Origin of the sequence: Thalassospira sp. (assembly GCF_030690045.1) — a bacterium.
GTDB lineage: Bacteria > Pseudomonadota > Alphaproteobacteria > Rhodospirillales > Thalassospiraceae > Thalassospira.
Map to the genome: position 1 here is coordinate 241468 of NZ_JAUYHK010000014.1, position 13185 is coordinate 254652.

The window sequence follows — 13185 nt, forward strand, 5'->3', positions numbered from 1 at the left end:
ACCCTTTATAAACCAAAGAGATAGTTCAACTTTTACGACAGTAACGGACTTAAGTCATGGATATATTTCCATATGCTAACGTTTTTAAGTCCGGTCACACAATAAAAATGCCTTTGCAGCGCAAAAGCGAAAAGCTATGGTCGCGCAGCAATAACCAAAGTGACGAAAAAAAACGGGTATGGGAGTCTTTAAATCGGGCAAGCCGGTGGAAATTTTATCGGCATTGATTGAACGAGACAGCATGCCTGCGGCATTGTTTGATCCGGTCAGCAAATTGCTGCTGGTGAATGCGGCGTGGCATGGAAATCTTGATCCGGATTGCCGCGAGGGTGTCTGGGAAGACGATGGTCGCTGCCCGATCATTGCCCGCATTTCTGAATTTTTCAGCCAGAATGACGACGCCATCCGCGATTGTTATGCCTTTACCCTGTCGGATGCCGATGGTGTCGGCGATGTCGCCCGGCAATGTTTCGCATGGCGTCTTGCCATTGGCGGGCAGGATTATATCCGGCTTTTGATTCTGACTGACGGCGAACTGGCCGGTGCGGGCGTTCTGGTCTCGCCGATGCCGGTTCTGGTGATGGATGCAAATGGTAAATATCTGTTTGCCAATCACGTTGCCGATGCCGTTGCCCTTGATATCGGCCTGCCCAATGCCGCCGCCCTTGCCGAACCGCCGGAACAACGCCCGTTGCGCATTGACGATATGGATCATCATCAGGCCCGTGTCGCCCATTACGGCAACCGCATTTTCCATTGGCAAAAAAGCCTGTTGCCCGGCGATTGCGGCGTTGCGCTGTTTGCACAGGAACGCACCCGCGAGGAAAGCTACCGCCGGGCGCTGGAACATGCCGTGCATGGCATTCTGGATCTGGCCCCGGATGGCAGTATTTCCAATGTCAGTGCCGAAACGGCAATCCTGTTTGGCTTTGACAGCCCTGCCGAACTGATGGCGGCCTATCGCACGGATAGCGACCGGTTTTACGCCAGCCATGATGATCTGCTGAATTTGCGGTCCGCCATCAAAGGCAGCAATGGCATTCAGGGCCGCGAAATTGAAATGCGCCGCGGCGATGGCAGCCAGATCTGGGTCCGGGTCAATGCCAATGAAATTCACGGGGCTGGCGGCATTTTGCTGGGCTACAGCGTCACCCTGATTGATGTGACCAAAAACCGGCAGGCCGAACATGATTTGCGCCGCCGTCAGGAACGCTATCGCGCCCTGGTGCAAACAGCCGGCAGTGTGATTTTGTTCCTGGATACCGAAGGCCGCATTCTGGAATATAACCGCGAAAGCGAATGGACCTTTGGCTATTCCTGGATGGAAGCCGCCGGGCGCAATTTCTTTGATTTGTTGTTGCTTGATGGCGACCGTCAACAGGTGGCGCAAAGCATCCGTCGCCTGATGGCCGGGGAAATCATCAAGGACGAAGTGATTTCCTTTAAACGCCGCGATGGCGAAATTCGCCTGTTGCAATGGAATGCCCGCGCCCATTTCGGCGAAAGCGGCGATGCCGCCGGGGTGATCTGCATCGGGCAGGATGTCACCGAAAAACTGGCGGTCGAACGCGCCTTGCGCCGGGCCGAGGAAAAATATCGCGGCATTTTTGAAAATTCGGCCGAAGGGCTGTATCAGTCCGAACCGCTGGGCGCGCTGCTGTCGGCCAACCCGGCCTTTGTGTCGATCATGGGATTTGACAGTGCGGATGAAGTCCTCAATATCAGCACGACAAGCGGTTTCAGTTTTTACCTGAATCCGACCAACCGCCTGCGCCTGACCGGTAAATTGTTGCGCGATGGCGTGGTACAGGGGTTCGAGGCCGAAGTCCGCCGCCGCGATGGCAAGATCATCTGGGTCGAGGAAAATGCCCGCCTGATCCGCGACGACCGCGGGGTGCCGGTTCTGGTCGAAGGATCGGTGACCGATGTCACAGACCGCAAACGCACCGAGGCCCGCATCCAGTTTCTGGCCCATCATGACGGTCTGACCGGGCTTCCGAACCGCACCCTGTTTCAGGAACGCCTCAGTGCGGCGGTGGCGCGGGGCAAACACGAAAAACGCCAGTTTGTCCTGATGCTGTTTGATCTTGATAATTTCAAGGATATCAACGACACGCTGGGCCATCCGATTGGCGATCTGTTGTTGCAGGGCGTGGCCGAACGCATGCGGGTCTGTCTGCGCAACGAGGATATCGTGGCGCGTCTGGGCGGCGATGAATTTGCCGTTCTGGTCCATGAACCCGGCACGACCGAGGATGTCACCTTTGTCGTGCAACGCCTGATCGAACGGATCAGCGAACGCTTCATGCTTGATGGCAACGAGGTCCAGGCATCAACATCGGTCGGCATTTGCGTCTATCCGCAAGATGGCCGCGATGAAAAGGATTTGCTGCGCAATGTCGATCTGGCGCTGTATTGTTCCAAGGCCGAAGGGCGCAACCGCTATCATTTCTTTGAACCGCGCCTGCATGTCGAAGTGCAGGAACGCAAGGCGATGGAACATGATCTGGCCCGCGCCATCGAACAGGACGAACTGGAACTGTTTTATCAGCCGGTGATCGACATCGCCAATCACCAGATCATCGGCATGGAGGCGCTGGTGCGCTGGTTCCATCCGTCACGCGGTATGGTCAGCCCGACTGATTTCATCCCGGTGGCCGAACGCATGGGCATCATCACCGATGTCGGCAAATGGGTTCTCAATCAGGCCTGTCGCCAAACCCGGAAATGGCGCGATGACGGCTATGGCGATCTGATGATTTCGGTCAATCTGTCGCCGCTGGAACTGGCCCGCCACGAAGATCTGGTCGAAAGTGTCGGCGATGCCCTGGAACGCAGCGGCCTTGACCCCAGACAATTGCAATTTGAAGTCACCGAAGGGGCGGTGATGGATAACCCGCGCGAGGCGGCGATTACGCTGGGCATGTTGCGCAATCAGGGCATTCGCATCGCGATTGACGATTTTGGCACCGGCTATTCCTCGCTGGCCTATCTGAAACGCTTCCCGGTCGATAAAATCAAGATCGACCGGTCCTTTATCATTGATCTGGGCAACGAAGACGGCGATGCGGCGATTGTCCGCGCCGTGGTGTTTCTGGCGCGGTCCTTTGGCATGGCGGTCAATGTCGAAGGCATTGAAACCGAACAGCAACTGATGCGCATCACCGCCGAAGGTGTTGACGAGGTTCAGGGATTTTATTTCTCCAAACCCCTGCCGGTTCAGGAAATGGAAGCCCTGCTGCGCGAGAATATCTTGCAATAATCGCGAAAAACAGGGCGTCGGACTATGCTTCAGGCGACCCCGCGATCCCGGAAATCCCCGGCCTGATCCAGCAATCCGCGCCGGTCAATCGTCACCACATCGCGATAACCGGGGTTCTTATGCAAAATGCCCTTGCGGCGCAGGGTGGCGATGATGCGGCTGGCGGTTTCGGTTGTCATGACAATGATACTGCCCAGCTTGTCGCGCGGTGGCAACACACACCGGTCTTCCTGTGCCGTCCATAACAAAAACCGGCAGACGCGCCGGGTGGCGGACCCGGCCCCGATATTGATTTTCCAGTGATAACCATCCACCACCTCATGGGCCAGCAGATGCAAAACCGCCTGTTGCAGGGCCGGGTTGCTGCGATGCTGCCCGGTTATCCGGCGCAGCGGCACCCGATGCACAACCGACGGCACAAGGGTTTCATAACTTAACATCAACGGCATCTCGGCCAGCCCTTCCAGCCCGATCACATCCCCGGCGCGGTAAACGCGGCACACCTGCCGGTCGCCATTATAATCATAATTGCATTGCATGATCAGGCCGCTTTCGACCACAAACAGGCTGTCCTGGTGCGGGCCGGGCGGGGCGATGTTGCAATTGGCAGGCACAGGAATATCGCGACGGTCGGCAAGATCCGAAATCAGGTAAATGGCATCATCAGCGGTCATGGCAAACGCCCCCGGATGTGAAGCATAAAGCGGGAAAACACGGGCGACATGGCAATGCCGCCCGTGCAAAGGCCTTGGTCGTTATGCCGGGCGGGTAACGGTGCGGGGCCGCTGTGCAAACAGGCGATCGAGCACCAGCACCACAATCATCGATGCCCCGACCAGCGGGAAAATCACCCCGCCAATCGCCATGATCACGGTCACGCCATAAAGCGTGCGCCGGTTGCGCGGCAGGGGCGGCACCCCCATTGACCCTTGCGGGCGGCGTTTCCACCACATGACGCCACCCGATACCGACATCACGATGATCGCGATACAGACCATCAACATCAGGATCTGGTTAAAAACGCCCCATTCCTGCCCCAGATGGATATTGATCCCCCATTCCAGCCCGCGGCCAAGCGGCCCGTAATCGGCATAGGACATATCGACAAGGGCACGACCGGAATATTGATCCAGATGGATCACCCGCTGCAATGTCAGGTCATCGGGATAAATCGACGCACTGTAAACCCCGGTGGTGCTGCGCGGCAGAACCATCGCATAACCGGGCGTCAGACCCAGATCGTTCATGCGGGCAATGGCGGCATCAATGCCGATCGGTGTGGCCGCCTGATCAACCGATTGCGGAATCGGGGCGTTTTCAGTGGTCCAGCCGGTTTCGCCAAAGGCATCAATCATCGGCACGGTGGAAAGCGGCACATCGACCCGCACCCCGGATGGATATCCGGTTGGCGTGCCATTGGCAAACTGGTTGGCATATTTGCCCCACATCACCGACCACGGCATGCCGGTAATCGCCAGAAACATAATGAAAAACCCCGCAAACAGGCCGGTCACGGCATGCAAATCGCGCCACCAGCTCCGGCGTTTCGGGGTATCGCGCAGGGTCACCACCCCGCCTTTCTGATCCTGTCGCGGCCACCACAGATAAATGCCCGTCGCCACCAAAAGGATGGTCCATCCGGCGACAATTTCGATGATATAATTGGTTGCGGTGCCAAATTCGGCAAGGCTGTGAATGCGCCGCACCAGCCACATGATGGTGCCACGATCGGGCATGCTGCCCAGAACTTCGGCGGTATAGGGATTGACATAGACCGCCCGCCGCTCGCCGCCCGATGTGGCAATGACAATTTCGGTCGCCATCTCCGGTGTCGCCGGGGTGGTGATTTTAACCGGTGTTTCGCCGACAAAATACCGCACGGCATCAACCTGTGCCCCCATCGAAAGTGGCGCGATATCAAGGGGTTCAACCTGTTTCAGATCGGCATAAACCCAATTGTCGATTTCATCGCGAAACAGATAGGCCCCGCCGGTAACCGCCAGCAGGATCAAAAACGGCAAAACAAACAGCCCGGCATAAAAATGCCAGCGCCAGACAGCGCGATAAATGCCTCCGCTCGCCCGTGACAGCACGGGTGCGGAACGAGAAGAACCGGTCATGATGGACCCCGTATGATGCGGCAATCATATGTGGTGTGCGCAAGGATTGCCGGTTTCTGGAACACTGAAAGATCATGGATGCCGATGCATCCGAAAAATCGTCAGGCCAGACGGGGCGGGGCGCGGGGTTCGGACGCCAGCGCACAAAAATCCGGGGAATGGGCGGTGATGTGCAGGGTGGCCGCAATATTGGACAGTTCAAGACGGTCCAGCGACGGCAGAACAGGGTCAATGATCATTGCGCTGGCATGGCTGCCCAACCCGCAAAGCGAACATTGAAACCCGTCAAAACCGTTATGCGAAGGTGTATTTCCATCTTCCGGGGCCGCGCCGGGAACCGAAATCGTCCGGATGCCATTGGCGGTACAAATGACCAGCGGCACAAAACCGTCTTCATTTTGCGCGGCCAGCGGGCTGTGCATGAAACCAAACAGCATCGCATTGAACAGCAACAACCCGGCTGTCATCAGTGACAGCAGGGGGGCATATGCCGAAAATGTCTGGCGGCGTCGGGTCACGGGTCACGATCCATTGCGGAAAGATACCGGGTTTCAATAATCCCTTGCCGTGCGACTGTCAAAACCTATCGGACAAAGCCACTGACCCTCATATCTGAATATCGCCAGAACGTTATAAAGCCCGATGGAATCGCCGCAAAAGAGTCTGTCGGCCCCATCTTGGGGGCGGTTCCCCAAAACAGCCGGTGCTAATCTTGAGAATAAGGTTTGCGTATTCAGGGTTTAAAACGGGTTTCCATTATTATTCTTTAGGTTTTCCTAATCTGACACTTTCTGACAATCCCGTATAACGCTTTGACATAAAAGCCAAACCTTATGCCACTGACATTCAGGTAACTTCGCCAGAATATCAATGGGGGCGCAGCGGATGCGGCACGGGATGCAGATGTGGAAATATGGGATGGCCGTTTGTGGCAGCTTGGTGGCCGGGGCGGTTCTTATGCCCGGTCAGGCAAGGGCCGCGATTAACTTCTGCGCAACCGCCAACAACAGCGAAACTTTTACGATCAACTCAGGCGATGGCAGCTTGACGGCTAACTATTTGTTTCCTGCGGGAACATATTCCCTCACCATGTCAACCGACAGTGCAGCCATTATGTCGATGTCGATTGTTACATTGTCAAACAATGCAGCGATTGTAACTGAGACGATGGACTTCTTAAATGTTCATAATGGGACATTCACTCTGACGAGTGACGAGGCAGTGGGCCTGCGTCTTATAAAGGGTCGATCTGCCACCATAGGAACTTATAAGATAACTTGCCAGGGGGGGGGATCAGACAGCACGGAAACCCCCGCGCAAGAAACCACAACGTCTGCCGTTGTCGGCGCGGTTTCGCGTTCGCAAACCACCGTGATTCAGCAGAATATCGGCGCACGTGTTTCGGCCGTGACCGGTGCGGTTGGCGGTTCTGCTACCGGCACAGTTGGCACCAATACGGGGGGCGCGGTTGGCACGGGCGGTACATCCGGTACTGGCGGCACTGAACCGGCCAATTTCACCGACAGCTTGACCTATGACAACAGCAATACCGACCGCGAAGATGCCCTGCGCCGCTTTGCGATGATGGGCAGCTTTGACAGCTCGACCGGGCTGGGTCTGGCCGCACTTGGCCTTGGTCCGACCGATCAGGGCAGCGACAGTGGTGTGGGCGGGGCCAGCGGTGTTGATGGCCGTTCCGCCCTTGAAAGTGCCTCGCCCTTTACGGTCTGGGGGCATGGTTCCTTTACCCGTGTTGATAATGATTATGTCAGTGGCACGACCGACAACCGGTATGACGGCGATGTCTGGGGGTATAATGTCGGGCTGGATTACAGCTTTGCCGATACACTGACCGCCGGGGTTTCGATGGGCTATAACGATACCGATCTGACGACATCGTTCAATTCCGGGACCTATAAGGAAACCGGCTGGGTGTTGTCGCCCTATGCGATCTATCGTCCGATTGCCGATTTGACCGTGGTGGCCGAGGCCGGGTTTGGTCAGGGGGATGTCGATGTCACCCGCAACAGCGGGGCGATTACCGGCAATGCGGATTCCGGCATCTGGTATGCGGCACTCAGCACCTCCTATAAAATCCGTCCGGTCGAAACCCTGCCGGTATCGCTCAGCCCGTCGGTGGCCCTGATCACCGCCCGCAAAACCGTTGATGGCTATACCGAAAGTGACGGCACCCGTGTCGAAAGCACCCGGTCAAACACCCGTCAGATCAAACCGGGGATCGAGGCGGCCTATGATTTCACACCGACCGACACCCTGATGGTCACGCCCTTTGTGGAAACCGGTCTGGTTTATGATTTCACCGATGAAATCAACAATGACAAGACGGCATTCAATATCGGCGGGGGTGTGCGCCTGTCCGATGCGCTCACCGGCCTGAATGCCGCCCTTGAAGGCAGCTATCTTGTCGGGCGCAGCGATTATAACGAATACACGATTGGCGGCACCATCACCTATGGCTTTGCCATCAGTGACGATGAAGGTCGCCAGTTGGGTGTCGTCAAGCCGTTCTTTGGCAGCAATCTGAACGAATATGGCAATCAGCGCATTCGCACCGGGCTTGGCTTTACCAGTGGCGGCCTGACCGGCGAATTGTCCCTGAACCATATGATGTCGATTGCCAACGAAGAAGATACTTCCGACAGCAGCAGCATCCAGCTTGGCGTATCCATGCCGTTCTGATCTGATCCACCGTAAAACCTGTTGCACCTCATCCCCGGCATCATCTGCCGGGGATGTTTCGTTTGGGGGCGCTTTGTTCTGCCATGATGGCGCATGCCGGTAAATTCGGGCATGATCGGATGATCATAAACCGGGGCGGGTGTCATGGCGTTTGGGGATGTGGATCGGGTTTTGGGGCGAATGGACCGGGCATTGTCGGCCCCGATGGTCAATCGTGCCATTCTGATCGCCACCTTGCTGGCGATCCTTGGGCATTTCGCCCTGCGCTGGTCGGGGGTTCCGGGTGCCTGGAATCTTGCGGCGGCCGATATGCCGTTGCTGATGCTGTTTGGCATTGGCGGGGTGCCGATCATTGCGCAATTGCTGTTGAAATTGCTCCGCCGGGATATGGGGGCGGATTTTCTCGCCGCCATTGCCTTTGTCACCGGGGTTGCGCTGGGCGAATATCTGGCCGCATGCCTGATCATTCTGATGTTGACCGGCGGCCAGGTGCTGGAATCCTTTGCGATGCGCAAGGCATCCTCGGCGCTGAATACGCTGGCAAGCCGCATGCCCTCGGTGGCGCATCGCAAGGATGCCGGGGGCGGAATTGCCGATATTGCCCTTGATGATATCGCGATTGGCGATCTGATTGCGATCTTCCCCCATGAAACCGCCCCGGTCGATGGCACCGTGATGGACGGGCATGGCAACATGGATGAAAGCTATCTGACCGGGGAACCTTTTGTGGTCGCCAAGGCACCGGGGACGGCGGTGCTGTCAGGCGCGATCAATGGCGATGCGGTGCTGGTGATCCGGGCGGAAAAACGTGCGCGGGATTCACGATATGCCCGGATCATGGATGTGATGCGCGATGCCGAACAAAAACGCCCGAAAATCCGCCGTCTGGGCGATCAGATCGGCGCATGGTTTGCCCCGGCGGCGTTGCTGTTTGCGCTTCTGGTCTGGTATGTTTCGGGCGATTCAACGCGCTTTCTTGCCGTGCTGGTGGTTGCCACCCCCTGTCCATTGCTGATTGCCATTCCGATTACGGTGATGAGTGCGATTTCAATTGCGGCACGACGCGGGATTGTCATTCGCGATCCGGCGGTGCTGGAACAATTGCCCACCTGCCAGACGGCGATTTTCGACAAAACCGGCACCCTGACCTATGGCCGCCCGGAACTGGTCGAAATCCTGCCCGGTCCGGGTTTTGACGGGGGGGATGTCTTGCGCCTTGCCGCCAGTCTGGAACGTTATTCCCGTCACCCTTTGGCAATGGCCGTTCTGGCCGCCGCCGAAAATCGCAAGATGGCTCTGGGCGATGTGGCCAGTGCATCGGAAAAACCGGGGCAGGGCCTGACCGGCAGGGTGGACGGGCGCGACATTGCCGTCACCCATCGCAAGAAATTGCTGGCGGCCGACCCGCAAAATGCCGACCTGTTGCCCGCAACGGCGGCGGGGCTGGAATGTGTGGTGATGGTGGACGGGGCCTATGGTGCCACCTTGCGCTTTCGCGATACGCCGCGTGCCGATGGCAAATCCTTTGTCGGGCATCTGGGGCCGGTCCATCATTTCAAAAAAATCATGTTGCTGTCAGGCGACCGCGAAAGCGAGGTCAGCTATCTCTCGGATTTGCTGGGCATTGATCAAAGCCTCGCCTCGCAAAGCCCGGAACAGAAAGTGGCGATTGTCCGCCAGGAAACCGCCGCTGCCCCGACATTGTTCATGGGCGACGGCATCAACGATGCCCCGGCGCTGGCCGTGGCGACCGTCGGCATTGCCTTTGGCAAGGAAAGTGCGGTGACCGCCAATGCCGCCGGGGCGGTGATCCCCGAGGCATCGCTTGCCACGGTGGACGATCTTTTGCATATCAGCATCGCCATGCGCCGCATCCTGTTGCAAAGCGTGCTTGGCGGTATGGTGCTGTCGATCCTTGCCATGGGCTTTGCCGCGGCGGGCTATATCACACCGGTCGCAGGCGCGCTGTTGCAGGAAGGCATCGATGTCATCGCCATTGCCAACGCGCTGCGCCTTGCCCTTCGGCACGATATTGCGTCGGATTTGGGCGGGGTGCGGCAATCTTCTGGTCCATTGTAACGGACCATTATTGAGGTACCTTGGAGTGAAAAGATGGAAATCGCAATCAGTGCCGCAAAAGGACATCTGAGCGCCCTGATCAAAGCCGCAAGGGAAGGCAAGCAGGTCCTTCTGACCCGTCATGGCCGTCCTGTCGCCGAAATCAGGGCAATTGCACCTGCCATGACAGCCGGGGAACGCATCAAACAGATGACGCAGATTTCGCACAAAGCCGCGGCGATGGCGCAGGATGACGTGCCCGCCACCCGTGCGGCTGATTTCCTGTATGATGATACGGGCATGCCCGCATGAGCGATACCGGCGATATTGTCATCATCGATACATCGGCAGTGATCGCGATCCTGAAACGGGAACCCGAAGCCGACAATCTGATTGAACGCATCGCCCGGAATCAACCGCAAATGTCGGCAGGCACACTGGCCGAACTCCTGATCGTTGACGAATAACTGTCATCCTGGCACACGATCAAAAGCGCAGATTTATAAACCAGCGCCTTTGGCTCACACATTCAAATCAACGTGCCGCGCGCCGCCATTATCCTGCGCCCACCAAGTCAAAGCTTCCCCGTAGGCTGGCATATTCGCAAAATCGTTTGAATTACCACCTCTGGCAACCACCTGATCCCAGGCCTGCATCAGCTTGTCGACAACCCGATTGCCTGTGCCGACATTCTCCGTCCCACCGCTCAGCATATACGATTTTTGGGCCGAAGCCCGCGCAATTGCCCATTCAAAAGATGCTTTTTCATCGTCACTTGCCGCATCATAGAAATTTACGATTTCACGAAACACTTTTGTCGGATTATGGACGGGGTCGTTTGAATTGATGATATCCGAAATTCTGGCTCCAACTTGCGATTTCGCAATCGTTACCTCCAAATCGGAAAACAGACCGCCCTCATTACTTGAAATCGCATAAAGCGTTTGGCGATCAAAATCTCTAAAACCAATCGCATCCCAATCCTTGCCAGAGGTATATATACTACCGACTTCTCCCAGTTTCTTATACCCGGCATCCAGTTTGTCTCTTGCTGCAATTGCTGCACTGGCAAGGGTGCCGGGGACCGCTTTCGCCGTTTCCGGCGTCGTTTTTTCCAATGACGCGCTGACACTTTCAGGCTTTGATGCTGCTGTCTGCTTTTGCCCTGCATTTGTCGAGACATAAGAAAATGTATTCGCAAAAAGGCCTGAAATGGAAGTCATGATCACCCTTTGCACATGTTGGGCGTTTCACCATTAAAGAGATATTATATTGTTACATTCAATTATAACCTGCAACAAAATTCAGCTTTTGCGTGTCACACCTGTCAGGCTATGCTGACAAATTCCTGAGCCACAGGCGAACCGAACTGATATGAATGAAACCGGGATAACTTTTTCAGCGTAACACTGACTGTTGACGAATAACTGTCGTCCTGACACACGACCAAAGGCGCAGATTTATAAACCAGCACCTTTGGCGTCATACATTCAAATTAACATGGTGCGCACCACCGTTCGACTGAGACCACCAAGTCAAAGCTTCCCGGTAGGCGGGCATATTCGCAAAATCGTTTGAATTGCCACCTCTGGCAACCACCTGATCCCAAGCCTGCATCAGCTTGTCGACAACCCGATTACCTGTGCCGACATTCTCGGTCCCACCGCTCAGCATATACGATTTTTGGGCCGAAGCCCGCGCAATTGCCCATTCAAAAGATGACTTTTCCTCGTCACTTGCCGCATCATAGAAATCCAGAATGGCTCGAAACGCTTTTGTACCGTTGTCAGCAAGCGGATCGTTTGAATTGATAATGTCCGAAATTCTGTTCGCAATTTCATTTTTAGCAGCATTTACTTCCACATCAGTAAACATGCCGCCTTCATTGCTGATGACCGCATAAAGCATTTGGCGGTCGAAATCGGGAAAACCAATAGCGTCCCATTCATTCGCGGTTGTGCGCGTAGTGCCGGTTGTACCAAGTTTGGCATATCCGGCATCGATCTTTTCCCTTGCCGTTGCAGCGGCACTGGCAAGGGAGCCGGGGGCCGCTTTCGCCGTTTCCGGCGTCGTTTTTTCCAATGACGCGCTGACACTTTCAGGCTTTGATGCTGCTGTCTGCTTTTGCCCTGCATTTGTCGAGGCATAAGAAAATGTATTCGCAAAAAGGCCTGAAATGGAAGTCATGATCACCCTTTGCACGTGTTGGACGTTTCATCATTAAGGAGAGATCATCTTATTGCATTCAATTATAACCTGCAACAAAGTTCAACTCTTGCGTGTCTGCGCCTTGCCCTTCGGCACTTCTTCGCCCAACGGCTGTTCTCGCAAACGCAACCGGCAGACTGATCCTCTCGCACCATGACCGCGCTTTCGCGGGTGTGACGACAGAGGGCTCCCACCCCAAAACCGTCTTTCCCGTGAAAACGGGAAACCAGACAACCGTCGGGCATCCACCATCCGCGCCAACAGGCCACCTTCGGACCCGCCACCCGCATTCGCGGTCGGATGGCCAGCAACGGCACCCACTGCCCCCGTCCTTGTCAGGGCTACCGAAACCGGACACCCGCTCCTGCCATCACCCGGCAGGACCGATGCAAACAAGGCGCATCCCCCCGACCCGTTTTGCAATCGCGCTGATCGTTGTTTTGGCCGGGCGGCAAAGACCGTAAAGTTCCAACGTCGCATCCATGATCTTTTGACGGCTTCCGTCTTCCTGCCCATTTGCCCCCTGTCATTTCAATGATCACATCCGATTAATGAGATCAAAAAATCTGGCGTCGCCGACTCGCTTTCAGCAATCAATCCTGATCCCTGAAAACAAGCGGTAAAATTGCCGAACCACACCCTTCCGCCCCGGAAAACCGCCAGATAACGGCTGTGACGGCCCCCAAATCGTCAACCGCGCAGGACCGATGCACACAAGACGGACTACCCCCGTGGGATTTTGGCGAGGCTCCATCAGGGGTACCTGATATGGCGCCCATACCCCCGTCTGCCTCACAAGCCGCATCCGAAAATGCAGGCCTGGGTCTCCTTCTACCG

Annotated in this window: 10 protein-coding genes; 5 read left to right on the top strand and 5 right to left on the bottom strand. The window is 56.2% G+C overall.

Translation table 11 applies throughout. The annotated features are described in order from the left end of the window. Positions 1–178: 178 nt before the first annotated feature. Positions 179–3262 (top strand): EAL domain-containing protein, encoded by a 3084-nt coding sequence (locus Q8O73_RS11555; RefSeq protein ID WP_305558313.1) that lies wholly within the window; start codon positions 179–181, stop codon positions 3260–3262. A 29-nt stretch (positions 3263–3291) separates the two neighbouring features. Here the strand turns inward: Q8O73_RS11555 and Q8O73_RS11560 are convergent, their stop codons facing one another. From Q8O73_RS11560 to Q8O73_RS11570, 3 genes are all read right to left on the bottom strand, one after another. Continuing rightward, positions 3292–3936, bottom strand: coding sequence for a Crp/Fnr family transcriptional regulator (locus tag Q8O73_RS11560; protein WP_305558314.1), 645 nt, complete (start codon positions 3934–3936; stop codon positions 3292–3294). 81 nt (positions 3937–4017) lie between these two features. Next, on the bottom strand, positions 4018–5382 hold the full coding sequence (locus tag Q8O73_RS11565) for a PepSY domain-containing protein (protein WP_305558315.1): 1365 nt from the start codon (positions 5380–5382) through the stop codon (positions 4018–4020). A gap of 101 nt (positions 5383–5483) precedes the next feature. Next, complete coding sequence (locus Q8O73_RS11570) at positions 5484–5900, bottom strand: DUF2946 family protein (protein ID WP_305558316.1); 417 nt, start codon at positions 5898–5900, stop codon at positions 5484–5486. Between the two features lie 853 nt (positions 5901–6753). On the opposite strand from Q8O73_RS11570, the gene Q8O73_RS11575 reads away from it, so the two are divergent. From Q8O73_RS11575 to Q8O73_RS11590, 4 genes are all read left to right on the top strand, one after another. Then, on the top strand, positions 6754–8082 hold the full coding sequence (locus Q8O73_RS11575; RefSeq protein ID WP_305558317.1) for an autotransporter outer membrane beta-barrel domain-containing protein: 1329 nt from the start codon (positions 6754–6756) through the stop codon (positions 8080–8082). 144 nt (positions 8083–8226) lie between these two features. After that, positions 8227–10161, top strand: coding sequence for a heavy metal translocating P-type ATPase (locus Q8O73_RS11580; RefSeq protein ID WP_305558318.1), 1935 nt, complete (start codon positions 8227–8229; stop codon positions 10159–10161). Positions 10162–10194: 33 nt separating this feature from the next. Then, positions 10195–10452, top strand: a complete 258-nt coding sequence (locus tag Q8O73_RS11585) for a type II toxin-antitoxin system Phd/YefM family antitoxin (RefSeq protein WP_305558319.1) — start codon at positions 10195–10197, stop codon at positions 10450–10452. Continuing rightward, positions 10449–10607 (top strand): type II toxin-antitoxin system VapC family toxin, encoded by a 159-nt coding sequence (locus tag Q8O73_RS11590; RefSeq protein WP_305558320.1) that lies wholly within the window; start codon positions 10449–10451, stop codon positions 10605–10607. Before Q8O73_RS11585 ends, Q8O73_RS11590 begins: the two co-directional genes overlap by 4 nt. Positions 10608–10661: 54 nt before the next feature. On the opposite strand, the gene Q8O73_RS11595 is transcribed toward Q8O73_RS11590, so the two are convergent. Both Q8O73_RS11595 and Q8O73_RS11600 read right to left on the bottom strand, forming a co-directional pair. Beyond that, complete coding sequence (locus Q8O73_RS11595; protein ID WP_305558321.1) at positions 10662–11363, bottom strand: hypothetical protein; 702 nt, start codon at positions 11361–11363, stop codon at positions 10662–10664. Positions 11364–11622: 259 nt separating this feature from the next. Beyond that, positions 11623–12327: a hypothetical protein gene (locus Q8O73_RS11600; RefSeq protein WP_305558322.1), complete on the bottom strand. Its 705-nt coding sequence runs from the start codon at positions 12325–12327 to the stop codon at positions 11623–11625. Positions 12328–13185: the final 858 nt, after the last annotated feature.